This is a genomic window from Anaerosphaera aminiphila DSM 21120, assembly GCF_900129925.1.
Lineage (GTDB): Bacteria > Bacillota > Clostridia > Tissierellales > Peptoniphilaceae > Anaerosphaera > Anaerosphaera aminiphila.
In genome coordinates this window covers 75,173-95,566 of sequence record NZ_FQXI01000006.1, presented here as the reverse complement: position 1 = coordinate 95,566, position 20,394 = coordinate 75,173, and the positions used below count along the sequence as shown (strand labels likewise).

Sequence of the window (20,394 nt, the reverse complement as noted above, 5' to 3'; positions counted from 1 at the left end):
ATATATTGTATATAAATGGTATAATAGTTTTATTAAAATATGAATAGGAGAGAACAATGTTTCAATTAAACAATTATTTAAAGCCCACTTCTGTTGAAGAGGCCTATGAAATATTACAAAATTCTCGCAATAATGTAATACTTGGTGGAAATACATTTTTAAAACTATCTAATAAAAAATACAATGTCGCAATAGACTTGTCCAATTTAGAATTAAACAATATTGTAGAAAGAGAAACTGAATACGAACTTGGAGCTTATGCAACTTACGGTGACATCGGAAGATTTGATGCTTTTAGTACTTTTGCAGACGGTGCTTTAATAAAATGCACTGAAAATATTGTAGGTTCACAATTTAGAAATCATGTAACTGTTGGAGCGAGTGTCTATTCAAAGTATGGGTTTTCTGATTTTATTCCAACACTTCTGGTTTTAAATGCAAGTGTATTGCTACACAAAAACGGAAAAATGAGCTTAGAAGAATTTTTAAGTAAGAACATTAAAAAAGACATCTTGCTTAAAATATTTATTCCAAAGGAAAAAATAAACTGTAGCTTTAAATCCCTTAGAAGCACAAAAACTGATTTTTCTATTGTAAATGTGGGCGTGTCTAAAAGAAATTCAAATTATCTGGTAAGTGTAGGCGCAAGGCCGGGGCTTGCTCTTTTATGCCACAATACATCTAAGTACTTATCTGAAAATAATAATAGTATAGATATTTCCCGTGCAAGAGAAATTTTATTTGAAGAGGTTTCTTTTAGCTCCAATGCAAAGGCAAGTGGAGAGTATAGAAAAAAACTAGCTGGAAATTTATTTAAAAGAGCTATTCTTGAACTGGAGGATAACTATGAAAGTTAATTTAAATATAAATAAAAAGACATATAACTTAGATGTTGCTCCTGATGAACTTCTATTAAATACTATTAGAAACTTAGGTTTTAAATCTGTAAAGAGAGCTTGTGAAACTTCCAATTGTGGGCTTTGCTCTGTTTTAATAGATGATTTGTCCTATTTGAGCTGCACTCTTCTAACTGTTCAATGTGAAGATAAAAATATTACTACCCTTGAAGGAATAGGAAGTGACGCAAAAATTCTTTCCGACTTTATAGCTGAAGAAGGAGCAGACCAATGTGGTTACTGTTCTTCGGGATTTATAATTAACACAGTGTCTCTAAAGAAAAACTATAAAAATCCAAGTGATGAATTTATAAAAAATTATTTAAGCGGAAACTTGTGCAGATGTACTGGATATGAAAGTCAAATGCGAGCAATTAAAAAGTATTTGGAGGTGTAGTGTTGAAGTATATAGGAAAAAACATAAAAAAAATTGACAGCACTTCCATTCTACAGAGTAGAAGTGTTTATACTGACGACTTAGCCGATTCAAATGCTCTAATTGTAAAACTTTTAAGAAGTCCACATCCCCATGCTCTAATAAGAGAAATCGACGTATCTAACGCCTTAAAAATTGAAGGTGTTGAATGTATTTTAACTTATAAAGATGTTCCTCAAACCAAATTTACTCTTGCTGGACAATCCTATCCTGAGCCATCGCCCTATGACAGACTTATTTTAGATCAGGAAGTTAGATTTGTAGGCGACCCTGTTGCCATAGTTGCAGCAGAAAGTGCAAAAATTGCAGATAGAGCAATGAAACTAATCAAGGTAGAATATGAAGAGCTCGACTCTGTTATAGACTTCGAAGAGGCTGAAACAGGACCTATAGTTCACAGTGAAAAACCCTTTAGCAATTTGCCTCAAAGCGTAGGTCTATATGACTATGAAAAAAATATTGTGGGACAGCATAACTTGAGTTTTGGCGAAGAAGACGTTGATAAAGTATATGAGTCCTCACCTGTAAAAATCAACTCCACTTACTATACTCAAGCTCAAGCTCAGTCTATGATGGAAACTTTTAGATCTTACAGTTATATTGACTCCTTTAACAGACTGGTTGTAATCACTTCAACTCAAGTTCCCTTTCACATAAAGCGTCAGCTTGCAAGGGCTCTTGAAATGTCCCCAAGTAAGATTAGAGTTATAAAGCCACGTATTGGCGGTGCCTTTGGAGCAAAGCAAACTTCGGAATCTGAAATTTATGTGGCAATTGTAACTTTAAAAACCGGAAGAAGTGCAAAAATAGTATACGATAGAAAAGAAACCTACTATGCTACAAATAGTAGACACGCTACAAAAATAAAAGTTAAAATCGGAGCAGAAAGTGATGGAACTATAAAAAGTCTTGACATAGATGCTCTTTCAGATCAAGGTGCATATGGATACCACGCTTGGACTACTTTAAAGTTAATAGGCGAAAAAACTCTGCCCCTCTATAACTCGATTTCAGCTTCAAGGTTTACCGGTAGGGCCGTTTATACTAACAAGATGCCAGCAGGAGCTTTTAGGGGCTATGGGGCGACTCAGGGAGCATTTGCAGTTGAGTCTGCCATTAACGAATTAGCTGCCAAAATTAATATGGACCCTATTGAGCTTAGACTTAAAAATTTAACTCGCCAAGGAGATTTAACAGTATCTTTTAACAAGGACATTAGGAGTTCAAGACTTGATGAATGTATATTAAGAGGTAAAGAACTTATAAAGTGGGATAAATTTTATCCCTATAAAAAAATATCTGATGATAAAATTTTAAGTGTGGGAATGGCTATAACAATGCAAGGCTCAGGAATCGAAAAAATAGATACTTCCACAGCTCAAATTAAATTAAATGAAAGTGGAGACTACACTTTATTTGTGAGCTGTACTGACGCCGGTACGGGAACAGACACGATAATGGTTCAAATGGCTGCTGAAATCTTAAAAACCGATATGGAAAACATTTCACTTATTGTTGCAGATACTGACTTAACTCCCTTTGATCCGGGTTCTTATGCCTCAAGCGGAGCATACACTACTGGAAATGCAGTTGTAAGAGCCAGCGAACAAATGGTTGAAAGACTTAAGCTGGAAGCTTCAAAATTCTTAAATGTAAATAGTGAAAGCGTTGAATTTGACGGAAATGTTTTTAGTTCAGAAGACCGTATAATTGACTTAATTTCCCTTTCTGAAAACCTCACTGCCGGCGAAGAAGGCCATACAATTATTGAAACAGGTCACTTTGGCAACGACGACTCTCCACCTCCATTTATGGCAGGATTTTCTCTAGTGGAGACAGACTTGTTGACTGGAGAGGCAGTAGTTAAAAAATTTGTGGGAATAGTTGACTGTGGAACAGTTATAAATGAAAACTTGGCAAGAGTTCAAGTTGAAAGTGGAATCGTTCAGGGAATTGGCTATGCTCTATATGAAGACGTTCAATATGACAGTAGGGGAAAAATTACAACAGACAGTTTTATGAACTATAGAATCCCAACCAGACTGGACATTGGTGAATTAAAAGTTGAATTTAGAGAGAGTTTTGAACCAACGGGTCCCTTTGGAGCAAAGTCAATTGGAGAAGTTGTAATTAACACTTCTGCTCCTGCAATTGCAAATGCAATTTACAATGCCACAAATAAAAACTTTAGAAGACTTCCAATAAAGCCGGAAGATATTTTAATGGCACTTGATTAAATATTATACTAACTTAAATTAATAGAACCAACTTAAACTTCACTTTAAGTTGGTTCTATTTTTATTAATAATATTTAAAACACTTAGTACAATACTTTAAAATAATATATTCCAATTACTTGTACTATTAAAAATAGTGGAACTAAAATTTTGAATTTAAGTTTTTTTGTCTTGTGATGAAAAAGTAGCATTGCTATAAGAGCTCCAAGTGAGCCAAATAAAAATGCACTTAAAAGTAAATTGTTTTCTGAAATTCTATTTCTGGTATTATTTTTTACTGCCCTTCTCTTATCTATATAAAATAGTATAAAAGAAAAAATATTTATGAAAATTAAATAGTATAAGAAATATTTATTTAACTGAAACATAGTCACTTCCCTCTATATAAAATCTGTATAAAAAATCTATGGCCTCTTCTGCATAATCTATTCCAACTCTCTTAGACTCAACTATGCTAAAATTCTTATATCCATCATCTCTTAAGTAAACGTCTTCAAAACTACATAGATCTTTACCATCGTCATCTCTAGTAATATTCATTGCCATAGACAGTTTTCCAGGTCCATTTGAAAAGTTTTTCCTCTGATAGCTATTTAGTTCTTCATAACTTTTCTTAAACCTGTTTTTTGACATTTCTTCAATTTCGGAAATAGGCTCAATTCCTCTTAACAAAACAGCCTCGCCTAAATTTTTTTCATTAGTTACAATATTTGTCAAATTATACATTCCATAGTTTAAATATACATATAAGTGACCTGCCTCGCCGTACATTACCTCTGTCCTATTAGTTCTCTTTCCATTATAGGTGTGACTTCCCTTGTCTAAGTATCCCGTATAGGCCTCTGTTTCAACAATTCGCCCCACCAGTTCTACACTTCCATATTTTCTGACAATTACTTTTCCAAGTAACTCTTTAGCTACCATAATAGTGTCTCTATTAAAAAAACTTCTATCTAATTTCACTGTAATCTCCTTATAAGATTTCCCTTAATGGGGTATAAATAAATTGCTTTTAAAATTATTATAGCATAATATATTTAAAGCAAGTCAAAAGAGGGAAGTGAATCAATGGCAGAACTAAGCTTTTTACAATATGTATTTTTATTCTTTGTATTTTCATTCTTAGGCTGGGTTACAGAAGTTACTTTTATTTTTGTGGTACATAAAAGATACGTCAATACGGGAATGTTAAACGGACCAATATGTCCCATATATGGATTTGGTTTAATATTTGTACTACAATTTATATATGGAATTGACAATATATTTTTAGTTTTTATTGGAAGCACAATTATTGCAACTGTAGTGGAACTTGTGGCAGGTGCTCTGCTATTTCAAATTCTTCACAGAAGATGGTGGGACTATTCAAATATGCCCTACAATTTTCACGGCTACATATGCCTTAGATATTCACTTATGTGGGGAGTTGGAGGAACTGTAGTATGCTTTGTAATTATGCCCATAATACTAAAGCTAAATGACTTATTTTGGACTAATATAAGCTTTATTCCAACTTTTATAACTATAGTATTTATATTTACTTTTTTAATTGACATAATTTCAACTTCTCTTTCTATATTAAAACTTAGAAGTAAGTATGAAGAAATTGACAATATAGCTCAAGAACTAAGGTCTCTAGCTGACGACATGAGTAAGAGACTCGTTGAAAACGTTGAGGATATGGGTAGAACAAAAGATGAACTTAAATATACTTACAATCAACTTAAAGAAAAATATAACTATATATTAAATAATGAATTATCTCGTCAGAAAAAGTTTTTTAAATCATTTCCAAACCTAGATGCAGATAGAGATAACTTATTTAAGGAAATCGCAAAAAAACTAAGAGATAGATAATTATATAAAATTTGGAGATAATATATGCTAAAATTATTTGTTTTTATATTGGCAATTAACTTAATTATATTTTTACTTGCCATATTTTATAAAAGTATTTTTAAATTTAATTACTTAAAAGTGTGATATCTTCATTTTAATAACAACATTTAAATTAATAACAACATTTAAATTAGGAGTGAAAATATGAAAATAAATATTCGCAAAGTCTTTTTATATTTAAGTTTTACTTGTATATTTACATATATACTTGGAATAGTTTTATCAATAGTTTGTGGAGATATGGTATATCTTCTTATAGCTGCTCCCACTTCAGGAATACTGGGCTCTATATTTATAGTTTTGTCAAAAGAAGAAAAGTACTATTTTTTACCTTGGTTATTTCTATTTTTTATATTTTCCACAATATTGCTTGGAATGAATAGTTAAAAGACCCAACAATACAAACTAGTATTGTTGGGTTTACTTATTAAAGACTCTTATTAAATTATATGTCAACATAGATATTGTAAAGTATAAAAATGAAGTTGTATTTACTAGATGAAAAAGTATATCTCCTGTTGACTAAACTCTCCTGGATTTCGCAAAACTAATATACTTTCTATTTCAGTAAAAATAAAAAATATTACCATTCACTTCTCCCATATATTTCTATTTAAACTATCTGATCTAGTGAGGTTATTTATTGCCACAGCCACTATATCTATTATGGTTATGTAATTAGTTAAAAATTTATATCTATATTTTCTCCTATGTAAAATTTATCACCTTTGAGATTTAAAACCCTCATATATAGGTTTATACTTATACTGTAAAATACTTTCAATCACACTAAGTGCTCTTATTCCTAAACTATCATCAACTAATATATCTATTCTAAAACATTCGTCTTTTATCCATTTCCCCACACTTTTTTCGTCTAAGTTAAAATCTTTCATATCTTCATCTTTAAGAATTGATTTTGCTAGATTACTCTTTGACGAATTTGGATTGTAGTGTTGAGAAACAAATCTTGCATTACTTTTGTTGCCAACTCTTCCAATTTTAAGAAATCTGTCACCATATATGAACATGTAAATTCCCATTTTATTTTTTGGTAAACCTTTTGGTTCATGTGGACACCCTCTACTTATAACATCGTATTTAATTTCATCTATATTATCCTTATCTATAATCTTAAATACTCCATTTACTATTTCTTCTATTTCTTTTTCTCTATTTTTTATATTCAAATCTATTCATCCTTTATAATTTTTAATTATGCTTTAATTTAATTAAAACAATCACATACGATAATAACATAATTTTCTTATTTAAAGACTAATAAAGAATGTTATCCATACATTTTAAATACTCTTCTTATATCAAGACCTCCTTAAAATGCTATTAAGAAGGTCTTTTCTATTGGTTATAGCAATTGACGTTAATTAATAATTATCTTATAAAATCAGCATATAGACCTCTCTAAATTGAGAATAACTATAAACCATACTAATAAAACTCCAAATAAAAAAAGCACTGGAATATTCCAATGCTTTGATTTGTAATCTTATCTCTTTGAGAATTGAGGTGCACGTCTTGCTTTTTTAAGACCGTATTTCTTTCTTTCCTTCATTCTCGGATCTCTTGTCAAAAATCCAGCTTTCTTTAAGATTGCTCTACGTTCAGGGTCAGCTACAATAAGTGCTCTTGCAATACCATGTCTTATTGCTCCTGCTTGTCCTGTAAATCCACCACCTGTTACTTTTATAATAACATCATATTGTGTTAGTGTATCTGTTAACGCTAGAGGGGATCTTGCTACTGTCTTTAGAGTTTCATAATCAAAATAATCTTCTATATCTCTACCATTAACAGTAAATTGTCCATTTCCTGGTAATAATCTAACTTGTGCAACAGAAGTTTTTCTTCTTCCAGTGCCTCTATATTGTGCCTTATCCATCTATATCCTCCTCAATTAAAATTCATAAACTTCTGGTTTTTGCGCTGCGTGTGGATGTTCAGCTCCTGCATAAACGTTAAGTTTAGTGTACATTTGTCTTCCAAGTCTGCTCTTTGGAAGCATTCCCCTTACTGCATATTCAATAACTCTTTCAGGGTGTTTTTCTCTTAATTGATCGTAAGAAACTTCTTTTCTTCCGCCTGGATATCCAGTATGGTAAGCGTGAACTTTATCTGTCCATTTATTACCTGTTAATTTAATTTTTTCAGCATTAATTATTACTACAAAGTCACCTGTATCTACATGTGGAGTGTAAATTGGTTTCTTTTTTCCTCTTAGTATACTAGCAACTTCAGTGGCAAGTCGTCCAAGAACTTTTCCCTCAGCGTCTATTACATACCATTTTCTATCTACTTCATTGGCTTTAGCCATATAACTTTTCATTGGAATAATTCCTCCTACGTGATTTAAAAAATTTTTCCGGGGCTTTTTAAACACTTAAACTATTTTAATACAGTAGTTTTAATGTGTCAAGCACTATTTAGCTATTTGTGAAAATTTTATTTTTCTATTTCACTTTCTATTAGCTCGTTTTCTAGCGGACTTTTTATTTTTGCATCTTTTGCAAACTTAGTTATGTTTTTTCTAACTCTATCTACTGATGCAAGAGTTCCAACTCCCGCTATACATCCGCCCGGACAGGCCATACCCTCTAATAAGTATCCGTCTAACTTTCCAGCTTTTGCAATTTTAAGCATTTTCATACATTCTGAAAGTGTATTTGCTCCCTGTATGTTTATTTCTCTATCAGGATCAAGTTGCTTTGCAACAACTTTTACTGATTCTGCAACTCCTCCGGCTATTGGATAGCCTCTTCCAAGTGATGAGGCATCTTCTACTTCTTTTGATATTTCTATTTCAGATGGCTCTATTTCCTTTGCTACAAACATTCCAAGTAACTCTTCAAATGTTATTACAAAGTCTACACTTGATTTTACCTTTGTATCTATTGCCTCTAATTTTTTTGAGGTACAAGGGCCTATAAATACTACAACTGCTTCCGGATCAAGTTTTCTAATATATTCAGCTGTATATCTCATTGGAGAACCTGAGTCCGATATTTGTTCTGACAGTTCCGGAAATTTATTTTTAATCATAAGTGACCATGAGTAACAACAACTTGTTCCCATAAATGGAATTTCATTTGGAACTCTATTTAAGTATTCTTTTGCCTCATGCAGAGTTGTTACATCTGCTCCAAGACTTACTTCTATTACATCTTTAAAGCCCAACATTTTAATGGCCTCTACTACTTGAATTGGAGATGTCTTAGCTCCGAATTGCCCAACAAACGAAGGTGCAATTGCTCCATAAACTTTTTTCCCTGCTTTTATGGCCTTTATTAGTTGAAATATTTGAGTTTTATCTGCTATTGCTCCAAATGGACAAGTTGCAATACATCTACCACAGGCTACGCATTGATCGTGGTCTATTTCAGCTCTTCCATATTTGTCAGAACTTATTGCATTTACTCCACAGGCTTCCGCACATGGTCTGTCGTATTTTACTATTGCACTGTATGGGCAGGCATCTTTACATCTGCCACACTTAATACACTTTTCCTTATCTATTAACGCCCCGTTTCTAGTCATTGAAACTGCGTTTACAGGACATACGTTAGTACAAGGATGTGCCATACACTTTCTACAGTTGTTTGTTACAAAGAAAGATTTTTCAGGACAGGATTCACATGCAAATTTAATTACATTTATAAGTGGTTTTTCATAGGCATTTGTATCAATGTCTATTTTATCAAAGCCGTCTGTAACTTTCCTGTACTCACTAATTTTTCTAACATCCATTCCCATTGCAAGTCTAATTCTCTCATCCGCTACTGCGCGCTCTCTAAATATGTCTTCTCTATATCTGGGAACTTCCCCAGGCACTATTCTGTAACTTGAGTCCTCAAGTTCTGAAACGTCAGAGTCGTTATATGCAATTCTGGCAACTTCTGCAAATACTTTTCTTCTTATATCTAATATCGTACGATAATTTTCTTTCATATTTTTTCCCTATATTCTATATTATATTCTTAGTTTATCTATTAACTTCTCGCTTATTTCTTGTGCAGTTGCATTAAATATGACTTCATCGTCAATTGTAACTACTGGTGCAACACCTTCTCTGTCCTTACAGTAGTTCATGCAGTTAGAAAGTTCAACTTCCAGTCCCTCTGCAGAGCAAACATTTGATTCAGGACCACATACATTTTCTTTTAAATACTCCACTGCATCATATATTGAATCAGCTCCCATTAATGTACATTTTGCCCCCATACATATAGTTACTTTCATAAAATATATCCTCCTTAATAATATTTATATTTTTTTATTTTACATCATTATGCGCCATCCTTGAAGCTGCTGCTGCTGCAACTGCTGCAACTAAATCATCTGCAAATGTGGCAATTTCACCTGTAGTTTTCTTTCTGTTGTCTAACTCTTTTATTATTCCTATTTTCTTCTTATCTAAGTAGCCAAAATTTGTAAGACCTATTGTTCCATATACGTTTACTATTCCAAGTGGCAACACTTCATCAATGCCGTATAGTCCTTCGTCATTGGCTATTATAGTTTGAATTGGCTCTGGAAGTTTTTTTTGATTTGCCAGCTCATCTAATGCAAGTCCTGTAAGTATTGCATGAGTTACTTCCCTCTTTTTTAAAACATCTCTAACATTTTCTTCACACATTTCCAATGTAATATCTTCTAAGTATGGCTTTTGTAGTTCATATACAATAAGTGATATATCTCTTATTGTCACTCCTATTTTTTCAAAAGCGCTTATTGACTCTTCGTAGAGTTCCTTAGAGCTGTGGCTTATATTCATCTATATTCTATCTCCTCTTGTGGCTCCGTATTTGTCCTTACTCCACATTCCTATTTTTTCTTCTCTTGCTGTATCTTGAATTTCACTGAAGTAATCTCTGTATTTAATATCCGGTTCAAAAGTATATTTCTTTGCAAGCCCCTCTTTTAAGAGGATACCTGACAAGTTATAATTTTCAACTGTATTTTTATCTATTTGCTCAGGTTCTTTTAACCAAACATACCTTAGCATTCTATCATATTTATCTCTATCTGAAATATCTTCTTCAAGATATACTTCCTTTCCTTCAATTAAATCTCTCACATATAGATATGCCTCTTCTCCGAACTCTTCTTTATTATTCTTACTTTCCGGAGTATTTATGCCTATCAACCTTATTTTTTCCCCTTGAGATGTTCTTATTGTATCTCCATCTATAACTTGTGAAACAGTGACAATTTCATAGTCAGCTTTAATATTTTCTCTTTCACAACCTGTTAAAAATAGGGATAATATTAAAATTAATACTACATTTAAAAAACAAGCACTTTTCTTCAACTATCTTCTCCTGTTCTGTCTTTGCTTCATAAGTCTTTTTTTCTTTAATATTTTTGCACGTGATCTCTTTATTGAAATTCCATAGATAATTCCCGGTATTATAGCTGCAAAAAATATAGAAAAGATATTGTAGCCAATATTAAACATTTGATAAATGTAAAGTTCCGGCATTAGAAATAAGTCCAGCGGAAACTTCCACATTGAACCGGAAACTTCAAATTTAAATAAATCCGCTCCCAATCCCACAAATGCAAACATAAATAATACTATTGCTATACAAAATATAATATTCCCCGTAAAAAAATCTAATTTTCTACTGGATCTTTTACTCATTGCCTTACCAAAATTATAATATAAAATAATTATAAACAAAGATAGAATAACTTTAAAAACTATATTTCCATAAACTACTTTAACCACTGTTTCATTTAAATTAATAAGTAGTGAAATTAAAAAAACTATAATAATCACAAATAAGTGAAATACTAATCCTCTTACATTATTTTTCATCTAGCCCTCCAACATTTTTTTGATTCCGTCAGTATATTTTATCTCACCGTCGTCAAAAAACCAAATTGCATTTACATTTAAGTCTTTACACATTTTAAGTCCATCGTCATAATCTGTCAAAAATAATGCTGTGGAAAGGTAATCACAAAGAAGTGAATCTTCTTCCACTATACTCACTGACCTAAACTCATTGGCAGGCATAAATGTATTCGGGTCTATTATATGACAATACTTTTTACCCTTGTAGGTAAAGTATCTCTGGTAATCTCCACTTGTCACAATAGAATCTTCTTTTATTTTTAGTGTAGCCATGTAGGGATCTTTTGTTTCATCATCTATACTCTCAGGGTTTTGAATTGCTATTTTATAGAATTCCTTATCTGGGGGACTTCCTATAGTTTTAACATTTCCTCCGGCTGATACTATGGCAGACTCTATTTTAAGCTCTTCTTTCCCAAATTCACAAAGTAACTCTACAGAATATCCCTTAGCACAAGCTCCAAGGTCAAGTTTCATTCCCTTTTCCTTTAGAAATACACTTTGTTCTTCTCTATTTAATTCAATTTTAGATAAATCTACAAGTGGTCTTAAACTATTTAGTTCTTCTTCTGTCGGAAGATCACTACCAAGTTTTAATGCCACTTTATCTTCAGAATATCCTTCATTATATAAATCTCTATACTCAGCCCACAAATCTACTACAGGTCCCATTAGTATATTTACTTTATCGCTTATAGTTTCATTGTACTCCATAGATTTTTCAATTAAATAGTAGAGTTCATCATCAACTTTAACTGGTTGAATTCCAGCATTATCATTTATAGTCTTTACATTGTTAATATTTTCATAGTCATTGTACCTATCAAATAATTTATGTAATTGCAGTAATTTTTCCTTCATAGCGCCTAGTTTTTCATCAGCTTTTGTCTTACTTGTGTCGTAAATTACTATTGAAGTAACTGTGTCAAAGGCATCGAAAACTTCTATATCATATTTATCGTAGTGTTTAGAACATCCGCTTAAGAATATAATCGCCATGAGCACTGCGAATAACTTTTTCATTTTATCACCTTTTAATATATTACCATTAATATATTACAGATTAAAGTAAAATAATATCTGCTTATATTCTAAGAACTTCTATAACAATCCCACAGTTCTAAAATAATTTAAGCAACTAATTCCAAAATAATTGGATTTTTCCACACTATTAATGTATAATGATTTAATGAAATTTAATAAAACTGGAGTGTTTTGATGGTTAAGTCAAAAAGTGTAGTTCTAGGCATGAGTGGAGGAGTTGATTCTTCAGTATGTGCTGTTCTATTAAAAGATCAAGGCTATGACGTTACAGCAGTCTTTATGAAGAACTGGGACGAAGAAAATGAAGATGGAGTTTGTACTGCAACAGAAGATTATCTTGATGTTGTAAGAGTCTGTGCTGAGCTTGGTATTAAGCATTACACTGTAAATTTTGAAAAAGAATATAAAGATAGAGTATTTTCCTACTTCTTATCAGAATATGAAAAGGGACGTACTCCAAATCCTGACGTAATGTGTAATACTGAGATAAAATTTAAAGCTTTTTTAGAATTTGCAATGAAATTTGATGCAGACTATATTGCAATGGGACACTATGCTAGAACTCTCAAAAAAAATAATCATACATACCTACTAAGAGGTATTGATGAAAATAAGGACCAAAGCTATTTTTTATCACGTGTAAAAGAAGATGCCCTTTCAAAAACTATTTTCCCAGTTGGAGATATGACAAAAGAAGAAGTTAGAGAAATTGCTGAAAAATACAATTTATCTACTGCAAAAAAGAAAGATTCTACAGGCATTTGTTTTATAGGTGAAAGAGATTTTAATAAATTTCTAGACAGTTTCCTCTTTACTAAAAAAGGAGACATCTATTCTGTTGAGGGAGAATACCTTGGAGAACATTCTGGACTTATGCATTACACCATAGGTCAGAGAAAGGGAATCGGTATAGGTGGCATCGGTAGTGGAGAGCCGTTTTTTGTTGCAGACAAAGATTTGAAAAACAATAGACTTATTGTCGCACAAGGCGTTAAAAATCCACTATTGTATAAGACAGAAACCATATGCGAAGAACCTTTTTGGATTACAGAAACTCCTGATTTTCCTTTACGATGTACCGGAAAAATTAGGTATCGTGCCAAAGATGAAGCAATGACTGTGGATTTTTTGAACGATGAATTAATAGTAAAATTTGATAATCCAATTAAAGGCGTAACACCTGGACAAGTTTTGGTATTTTATGATGGAGATATTTGCTTAGGTTCTGGTATAATAAAATAAATAAGTTCATTTTGGAGGTACGAAATGTCAAGTATTAAATTAACACTTGAAGCAAGAGAAGAAAAAGGGAAAAACCAAGTTGACAAGTTAAGACAAGTTGGAGTTGTTCCTGGAGTAGTTTATTCAAAAGGTAATGAAAGTAAATCCGTTAGTGCTGTTGAAAAAGATCTTATGAAGATCTATAGCCAAGCTGGTACTTCTAACATAGTTGAAGCAAGCTTAGGTTCTGACACTCAAATGGTACTTTTTAAAGATGTACAAAGACATCCTTTTAAAAACCACATTTTACACTTTGATTTATATTTAGTTGATATGACTGAAAAAATCAGAGTTACAATTCCAGTAGTTCTTGAAAATAGAGATGCTATTAGAGTTCAACCATCTAATTTACTTCAAATATTAGATGAAATTGAAATTGAATGTTTCCCTGCTGATTTGCCATCTGAAGCATTAATTAATGTTCAAGATATGCAAATTGGAGATGTTATTGAAGTAAAAGATCTTGATGTAAGTAAAAACGATAAAATCGAAGTACTTACAGAATTATCTGATACTGTAGCTACACTTCAAGAACCAAAAGAAGAAGCTGAAGAAGAAGCAGTTGAAGAAGTTTCTGCTGCTGATATCCCTACAGTTTCTGAATCTGAAGGTTCTGAAGAATAATTACATTTAATTTAAAAGAGTTCAGTTTAGTTTTACTAAGCTGAACTCTTTTTATTATACTTTCAAATAATACAAAAGGAACCTGCCAAAATTTTGGTAGGTTCCTTTTAATCTGTAATTAAAATTTATATACTATTAATTAATCTTTAAAAACATAACTAACTTTTTTATAAGTTAAAAGTGTTATAAGAGATACAATAAATCCCTTTATTAAGTTGAATGGCAGTACTGAATACATCATCATGCTCCACACATCAGTAATTTTTGATGTTATTGCTGCACCTGCATTTACAATTGCCTCCATTGGCATCATCTTTGCGTATAGTGGGAAAATAAAGAAATAATTAGAAATTATTGCTCCTGCTGTCATTACAATCGTTCCTACAAAAAGGCCAATTATGGCACTTTTCATTGTTTTGTTTCTTCTGTAGATTGTTCCTGCAGTTATTGCAAAAATACTTCCCACAATAAAGTTTGAAAGTGGTCCAACTCCTCCACTTGTACTACCTTGAATTGCAATGTGCAAAACATTTTTAATAAATGATATTAACACTGCTGCCAATGGACCCATTGTAAAAGATCCAATTAGTATTGGCAAATCTGAAATATCCAACTTCATAAAAGGTGGCGCTATAAAACCTAGCGGAATTTGAAAATACATTAGCACAAAAGCTAGCGAGCTAAGCATTCCCACCCTTGTCATAAACTTTACCTTACTTCTACTGCGACTTACACTATTCATAAATAACCCTCCAAAGATATATTAAGGGCATTAAAAAAGCCCTCGTCTCCGGGGCTCAATTGCATACAAAAAACTGCAATCTTCTTTCATCCAGACTATACTGTCGGTATTGGAATCTAACCAATTCGGTTCTTTCGAACTCGCGGACTTTACCGCCGGTCAAGGATTTTCACCTCGCCCTGAAGATATTTATAAATTAAGTATAGCATAGTGTCTATGTTTATACAATAGGAATTGTTAAAAAAATAACTACTTTTAATAGAATTTAAAAACCTTTGAAAAATTTAGATATAACTCTCCCATAATCTCTCAAAGGTTTTATTTTAACTTTAATTTTTTAATTTAACTTGGAACGCTGGAGTCGTATACTACTACTCCCATTCCCACAAAAGAATTGTCATAGATGTCCTTCATAACATCAGGCTTTATATTTATACAGCCATGAGAACCGTTTGAAAGGTATAAACTCCCTCCAAATTGACTTCTCCAACTTGCATCATGTAGCCCTATATTACTCCAATTAATTGCCAGCCAGTAGTCTACAAAGCTCTTATAATCTTCTCCTGTCAAATAACGTCCCTTCTCTCTTGACCAAATTTTGTCAGTTCCAGTTGGCGTTCCGTTACCTTTGTTTGGATTTCCGGATACAAAATCTGTCTCAAGCACAAGAGCTCCCTCTTTATACATCCACAAATGTTGTCTACCCAAATCCACTTCAATATAAGAATTTCCAAGGTCATTTGCAGATCTTGATTGAGCTGTCAGTTTGTAAACAGGTTCAAGTGTTACCGTTTCAGTGTTTTCAAGCGCCTTTGTAAGCTGTTCAACTGTTGCCTTTGTATCTGTCCACCAACCGTAAATTCCACCTTTTACAACTATAGGTCCAATACCCGTTGCATAAAAGTTTCTAGTTCCGTGAAAAGTATCATATTTCTTTTCAAGATTTCTGACATAAGCTGTAACTTTTTCAGTATCGGGAACTAATAGTCCATCTTCATTTTCTCTATACATATTTAAAAGTTCTTCATCTTTTATTACTTCTGTTCTATCTTCAAATTTATAAGTTATTTCAAAAGAATTTAACTTATTCATCTGGTCTAACTTACTTTTTAAGCCCGCATCATCAGAATAGACTGTGGGGTTATAGTAAATTCCCTCATCCTCTAATTTTAAAGTATCCTTGTCCTCACTTATATAGTCTAAAATTTTTTCAATTAATAAGTCCTTTTTAAGTTTATTTCCCAAAACTTCTTTTTCTATTTCAAATTTTTTCCCGTTGAAAACTACCTTTGCATTTTCAGGCTCAACAGTTTTTTCTTTCACTAAATTTAAATTATTTACTATATCTTCAAACTTTTCCTTATCATAAGTTACTCTAGACTCCAAATTATATTCTTTCTGATTAAATAAATAAAAAACCCAATAAAATGGATTTTGATTTACAACTTGATTTGGTTCTAAAATATTCTTATAATCAAAACTGGCAGCTTTTACCTTATCTTTTACTCCTCTTCCAACAATTTCCAACTCAAAATTATCATAAGTTGAATTGTAAGTATTATATAAATCTGAAATCTTTGTAAAACTTACATCTTTATCATTGACTTTTGAGTTCGGCAGAAAATATCTTCCAAAGTAATAAAATCCTGCTATATATACTAATAATACAATTCCCACAATAAAAATCGCAGAAAATTTAAACACTTTTTTCATCTCTTCCTCCAACTATACCTAATCTTAACAATAAAAAAAGTTATTGTAAATAGAACTTGAAATATGTAAATAAATTGTAACTATTTTAAAAAATAGTAGAACATATTTATTTCAGTTAGAGTAAATTATTAAAGACAAGTAACTATATAGACTACTTGTCTTTTAACCTTTACTATATTTTATTTTTGATGTTTCTTCATATACTCATCTTTTACCTTGTCAATGGTCTTGCCGCCAATACCAAAGTTTTTATCAGGTAATTCTTTAATTGTAGTAACAAAAAACTCTTGTGGTACATTCATTATTTCAGAAGATACTTCAGTTAAACGCTTTATCAATAATTCCTTTTGCTCATCTGATAAAATTCCACTTTCAATTGTAATATAAGGCATATTTTTCTCCCTTTAAAATTTATTTTTCTAACAGCTTTTCTATAGTGCATATAAGTTTATTTTATGGCAATATGTTAAGATCTAAATCTTCATACTGATTATGACCTTTAATACTCTTCTTATATTTCCAACACCTTATAGCTTGTTCTAGAGATTTATCCGGATTTCTTTCAAAAAAATCCCGAATATAAGTATTATACTCAAACTGTTTATCAATAGTAGTCTTTTTACTTTTATTTTCTTCTATAATTTTATAGTAGGCATTAATGGCATCTCTATAGGTCTTTCCACTGTTTTCTTTTAGCCAATTTTGAAATCTAACTTTAAATGAAAAACTCTCTCCTATTTTTGACTTGAAGAAAGCTCTGTGTTTTTCTGAACAAACAAAATTATCTTCAATAGTTGAAAATTCATCTAAATTTCCAATATTGGCTATTGGTCTAACTTTTCTTTTTGATTTTAATATTTCTCCTGTTTCTAAAAAGTGAGATACCCTCTCTGTTAATTCCAGTTTAGAGCCTGTAGTGGGGATTTTATTTTCTCTACAAAATTCCACTAGTTCTTCTTTTAAATAGTAGTACTCGGAAAACTCTTCCCTATTTAATTTTTTACTTAATGCAGGTCTATTTTCCATAAATGCTCCTCATAAATATAATTTCTACTGATTGTTAATTTCTTCCATTTCAACTGTCGTTACATTATTTAAATTATTTACTTTTGTTATATTTGCCGGAACTATAAAATTAAAAATGAGAACTATAAGAAATAATATAAACATTGAAAATAATACCCAAGACAGTACAGATTTTTTCTTCTTTGATTTTATCGGAATATCTTGACTTATAAAATCTTCGTTTTTATCTTTAATACTCTCATTATTATTTTCTCTTCCCAATAAAATATAGTCAGTTGAAACACCATATATTTCACTTAGCTTTATTATGTTTTTTATGTCAGGGCTTGTTATACCGCTCTCCCATTTTGAAATTGCCTGCCGAGATAATTCAAGTTTGTTTGCAAGTTCTTCTTGAGATAAATTATTTTCTTTTCTAAGTTTTTGAAGTCTTTCTGAAATTTCCATATGCCCTCCTTTTGTATGTATTTTAACAGTTTTGTCAGTTGCCTTCTATCAACTTTAATTTGATTTTTGTAAACTGACAGTTGCATATACTGTAACTACTCATATTTCTACATAAAAAGTTTAAAAACAACTTCTGTAATTTCTACTGTCTTTACACATTATTTTAATAGTAAAAAAATTTGAATTTAATATATTACTTCCAACTTAAGTTTATATATCCTTCTTCTCTCTTATCAGAATTAATTAAGTATCTGTTTTTAACCATCTCAAGCATTGGTCTATCTGCTGAATAGGAGTCAGAATAGCCCTCTGAAATTTCATAGTCTATTTCAATATCTTTTTCTTTTAAATACTCATCTATTCTTCTAACTTTTGCCTCATGTTTGTTATTTTCGCCAACTATTTTAAAATTACTGTCTAAATTTGTTCCCATTATTACATCAAATTCAAAATATTTATCCATATATTTTAAATAGTTAATCGGAGATGCTGAAACCAACATTTTATAGCCCTCGCCTAAATTGTTAAAGTATTCTTCACCCTCTTTTAATATGTGGTTGTTGTAAATATAAGCTGCAAAATTCTTTAAATCCTCTTCACTTAAGTATTTTAATACAGAGCACATTGCATTTTTCATATGTTTAAAATTGCCCAATGTAAAAATATATTTTAACGCTCCTAAAAACATAGTCCAGTAATAGTTTATTCTGGATATTTTTTTATTTTCAATGGCATACTCCCAAAGTAAAAATATACTATCTTCATCAGTTAATGTCTTGTCAAAATCAAATAAAAAAACTTGTTTCTTCATACTTCACCTCTAAATTATTATAAATTTAAATAAAACAACAAATATAGCTTCTAATATGTTTTAATTTACTCAAATAAATTATTTTCACGCTCTTAGATTTTTAATCTCCATTACCTGTTATATTAGCTTTGACATGAGCATAATTATATCATAATATTTAGATAGGTGAAGTATATGAGAAACAATATAATCCATGTAGATATAGATGCCTTTTATGCATCCGTTGAAGAACTTGACAACCCATCTTTAATTGGCAAGCCAATGTGTGTTGGGGGACTTAGTGACCGCTCAATTATCACAACAGCAAATTATGAAGCCAGAAAATACGGCATTCACTCAGCTATGCCTGTTTTCATGGCAAAACAACTGTGCAGTGATTTAATTATTATGCCAATGAGAAGGTCACTCTATGTGGAAAAGTCCAAAGAAGTATTTAAAATAATTTCAAAGTACTCAAGTACTATAGAAAAAGTTTCTATTGATGAATCTTATTTAGACATTTCTAAAAACAAGCACAAACCCGTTGACATGATCTATGCAATGAAAGAAGATATCAAAAAAAATACGGGACTAACTGTAAGTGTCGGACTATCTTATAATAAATTTTTAGCTAAACTTGCCTCCGATTGGAATAAACCCAACGGACTTATGATAATAACAAAGTCGGATATTCCCGATATTTTAAAACCGCTGGATATAAATAATGTCCACGGCTTAGGTCAAAAGTCACAACAAAAATTAAGAGCTCTTGGCATAAATACTATAGAAGAACTCTTAGCTCTGCCTGAAGATTTTTTAGTTGAGATGTTTGGGAAAATGGGTTCTGAAATTTATCAGAGAATTAGAGGAATTGACAATCGAAAAGTTGAACCCAACAGAGTTCGCAAGAGTATGGCTGTTGAACGAACTTTCTTAGATACAAATGACGCTGATTTACTAAGAGAATATATAAAAAACTATGCCACAGAACTATCTAAAGATTTAAGCGAAAAAAATTTAGGCTTCTATACTATTACTTTAAAACTTAAAAACAGTAATTTTAAAACCACTACTCACTCTAAAACTTTTCCCCATGTTATTAGAACCTTTGATGAAATCTATGAAATTTCTTTAAAGATTTTTGATGAGCAGTACACCGGAGAGAAACTTAGACTTGCAGGTATTAGTGCCTCTAATCTCACAGACTTAAACTATGAGCAATTAAGTTTTTAATTCATAAACTTTAAATTTAGTGAAAATTATTTAATTAAAAAACAACTGAAAGATAAATCAAAAAACACACCTTTAAAATTAGTTTTATATCTAATCTTGAAGGTGTATTTTATTTTTTATACTCACTTACAATTTATTAACCATAATATGA

Annotated in this window: 25 protein-coding genes and 1 riboswitch; of the genes, 8 read left to right on the top strand and 17 right to left on the bottom strand. The window is 31.3% G+C overall.

The window, feature by feature from the left end; all coding sequences use genetic code 11:
* The first annotated feature begins 56 nt into the window (after positions 1-56).
* The 3 genes from BUB47_RS05470 to BUB47_RS05460 are packed head-to-tail and all read left to right on the top strand — an operon-like array spanning position 57 to position 3,569.
* Positions 57-857 (top strand): FAD binding domain-containing protein, encoded by an 801-nt coding sequence (locus BUB47_RS05470; RefSeq protein ID WP_073184535.1) that lies wholly within the window; start codon positions 57-59, stop codon positions 855-857.
* Positions 847-1,293, top strand: coding sequence for a (2Fe-2S)-binding protein (locus BUB47_RS05465; protein WP_073184534.1), 447 nt, complete (start codon positions 847-849; stop codon positions 1,291-1,293). The genes BUB47_RS05470 and BUB47_RS05465 overlap by 11 nt, the downstream gene beginning before the upstream one ends.
* Entirely contained in the window at positions 1,293-3,569 is a 2,277-nt protein-coding gene (locus tag BUB47_RS05460; protein ID WP_143270611.1) for a xanthine dehydrogenase family protein molybdopterin-binding subunit, read from the top strand. The genes BUB47_RS05465 and BUB47_RS05460 overlap by 1 nt, the downstream gene beginning before the upstream one ends.
* An 83-nt stretch (positions 3,570-3,652) precedes the next feature.
* Here the strand turns inward: BUB47_RS05460 and BUB47_RS05455 are convergent, their stop codons facing one another.
* Together BUB47_RS05455 and BUB47_RS05450 are read right to left on the bottom strand one after the other, a co-directional pair.
* Positions 3,653-3,937: a DUF1294 domain-containing protein gene (locus tag BUB47_RS05455; protein ID WP_073184530.1), complete on the bottom strand. Its 285-nt coding sequence runs from the start codon at positions 3,935-3,937 to the stop codon at positions 3,653-3,655.
* Positions 3,921-4,532, bottom strand: coding sequence for a DNA-3-methyladenine glycosylase (locus tag BUB47_RS05450; protein ID WP_073184528.1), 612 nt, complete (start codon positions 4,530-4,532; stop codon positions 3,921-3,923). Before BUB47_RS05450 ends, BUB47_RS05455 begins: the two co-directional genes overlap by 17 nt.
* A gap of 105 nt (positions 4,533-4,637) precedes the next feature.
* Here BUB47_RS05450 and BUB47_RS05445 point away from each other — a divergent pair, with 105 nt between their 5' ends.
* Entirely contained in the window at positions 4,638-5,426 is a 789-nt protein-coding gene (locus tag BUB47_RS05445) for a putative ABC transporter permease (RefSeq protein ID WP_073184526.1), read from the top strand.
* Between the two features lie 186 nt (positions 5,427-5,612).
* Positions 5,613-5,855: a hypothetical protein gene (locus BUB47_RS05440; RefSeq protein WP_073184524.1), complete on the top strand. Its 243-nt coding sequence runs from the start codon at positions 5,613-5,615 to the stop codon at positions 5,853-5,855.
* Positions 5,856-6,190: 335 nt separating this feature from the next.
* Here BUB47_RS05440 and BUB47_RS05435 read toward each other — a convergent pair whose 3' ends face one another.
* From BUB47_RS05435 to BUB47_RS05395, 9 genes are all read right to left on the bottom strand, one after another.
* Positions 6,191-6,658: a hypothetical protein gene (locus BUB47_RS05435; protein WP_073184522.1), complete on the bottom strand. Its 468-nt coding sequence runs from the start codon at positions 6,656-6,658 to the stop codon at positions 6,191-6,193.
* A gap of 317 nt (positions 6,659-6,975) precedes the next feature.
* Complete coding sequence (gene rpsI / locus BUB47_RS05430) at positions 6,976-7,368, bottom strand: 30S ribosomal protein S9 (protein WP_073184521.1); 393 nt, start codon at positions 7,366-7,368, stop codon at positions 6,976-6,978.
* 15 nt (positions 7,369-7,383) lie between these two features.
* The gene (gene rplM, locus BUB47_RS05425; RefSeq protein WP_073184519.1) at positions 7,384-7,812 is read right to left on the bottom strand and encodes a 50S ribosomal protein L13; all 429 of its coding nucleotides are present in this window, start codon (positions 7,810-7,812) and stop codon (positions 7,384-7,386) included.
* Between the two features lie 116 nt (positions 7,813-7,928).
* Entirely contained in the window at positions 7,929-9,431 is a 1,503-nt protein-coding gene (locus BUB47_RS05420) for a 4Fe-4S dicluster domain-containing protein (protein ID WP_073184517.1), read from the bottom strand.
* Between the two features lie 21 nt (positions 9,432-9,452).
* Entirely contained in the window at positions 9,453-9,722 is a 270-nt protein-coding gene (locus BUB47_RS05415; protein ID WP_073184515.1) for an NAD(P)H-dependent oxidoreductase subunit E, read from the bottom strand.
* A gap of 34 nt (positions 9,723-9,756) precedes the next feature.
* Positions 9,757-10,257 carry a phosphatidylglycerophosphatase A family protein gene (locus BUB47_RS05410; RefSeq protein ID WP_073184513.1) on the bottom strand — a complete coding sequence of 167 codons (501 nt, stop codon included), beginning with the start codon at positions 10,255-10,257 and terminating at the stop codon, positions 9,757-9,759.
* Positions 10,258-10,794, bottom strand: coding sequence for a thermonuclease family protein (locus tag BUB47_RS05405; protein ID WP_073184512.1), 537 nt, complete (start codon positions 10,792-10,794; stop codon positions 10,258-10,260). It lies immediately after the preceding gene.
* On the bottom strand, positions 10,795-11,304 hold the full coding sequence (locus tag BUB47_RS05400; RefSeq protein WP_073184510.1) for a hypothetical protein: 510 nt from the start codon (positions 11,302-11,304) through the stop codon (positions 10,795-10,797). It abuts the gene before it with no gap.
* On the bottom strand, positions 11,305-12,366 hold the full coding sequence (locus BUB47_RS05395; RefSeq protein WP_073184508.1) for an FAD:protein FMN transferase: 1,062 nt from the start codon (positions 12,364-12,366) through the stop codon (positions 11,305-11,307).
* 195 nt (positions 12,367-12,561) lie between these two features.
* On the opposite strand from BUB47_RS05395, the gene mnmA reads away from it, so the two are divergent.
* Entirely contained in the window at positions 12,562-13,629 is a 1,068-nt protein-coding gene (gene mnmA / locus BUB47_RS05390; RefSeq protein WP_073184506.1) for a tRNA 2-thiouridine(34) synthase MnmA, read from the top strand.
* A gap of 24 nt (positions 13,630-13,653) precedes the next feature.
* The gene (locus tag BUB47_RS05385; protein ID WP_073184504.1) at positions 13,654-14,292 is read left to right on the top strand and encodes a 50S ribosomal protein L25; all 639 of its coding nucleotides are present in this window, start codon (positions 13,654-13,656) and stop codon (positions 14,290-14,292) included.
* 139 nt (positions 14,293-14,431) lie between these two features.
* Here BUB47_RS05385 and BUB47_RS05380 read toward each other — a convergent pair whose 3' ends face one another.
* The 6 genes from BUB47_RS05380 to BUB47_RS05355 all read right to left on the bottom strand — a co-directional run bounded on the left by BUB47_RS05380 (position 14,432) and on the right by BUB47_RS05355 (position 19,031).
* A complete protein-coding gene (locus BUB47_RS05380) occupies positions 14,432-15,034 on the bottom strand; it encodes an ECF transporter S component (protein WP_073184503.1) in 603 nt (200 codons plus the stop codon).
* Between the two features lie 74 nt (positions 15,035-15,108).
* Positions 15,109-15,225, bottom strand: a riboswitch (FMN riboswitch).
* A gap of 151 nt (positions 15,226-15,376) precedes the next feature.
* Entirely contained in the window at positions 15,377-16,747 is a 1,371-nt protein-coding gene (locus BUB47_RS05375; protein WP_073184501.1) for a L,D-transpeptidase family protein, read from the bottom strand.
* A 179-nt stretch (positions 16,748-16,926) separates the two neighbouring features.
* Positions 16,927-17,139, bottom strand: a complete 213-nt coding sequence (gene dmpI / locus BUB47_RS05370) for a 4-oxalocrotonate tautomerase DmpI (RefSeq protein ID WP_073184499.1) — start codon at positions 17,137-17,139, stop codon at positions 16,927-16,929.
* A gap of 61 nt (positions 17,140-17,200) precedes the next feature.
* Complete coding sequence (locus BUB47_RS05365) at positions 17,201-17,773, bottom strand: DUF6434 domain-containing protein (RefSeq protein ID WP_073184497.1); 573 nt, start codon at positions 17,771-17,773, stop codon at positions 17,201-17,203.
* A gap of 24 nt (positions 17,774-17,797) precedes the next feature.
* Positions 17,798-18,220 (bottom strand): helix-turn-helix domain-containing protein, encoded by a 423-nt coding sequence (locus BUB47_RS05360; RefSeq protein ID WP_073184495.1) that lies wholly within the window; start codon positions 18,218-18,220, stop codon positions 17,798-17,800.
* A 193-nt stretch (positions 18,221-18,413) separates the two neighbouring features.
* On the bottom strand, positions 18,414-19,031 hold the full coding sequence (locus BUB47_RS05355) for an HAD family hydrolase (RefSeq protein ID WP_073184493.1): 618 nt from the start codon (positions 19,029-19,031) through the stop codon (positions 18,414-18,416).
* Positions 19,032-19,205: 174 nt separating this feature from the next.
* On the opposite strand from BUB47_RS05355, the gene BUB47_RS05350 reads away from it, so the two are divergent.
* Positions 19,206-20,243 carry a DNA polymerase IV gene (locus tag BUB47_RS05350; RefSeq protein WP_073184491.1) on the top strand — a complete coding sequence of 346 codons (1,038 nt, stop codon included), beginning with the start codon at positions 19,206-19,208 and terminating at the stop codon, positions 20,241-20,243.
* The last annotated feature ends 151 nt before the right edge of the window (positions 20,244-20,394 follow it).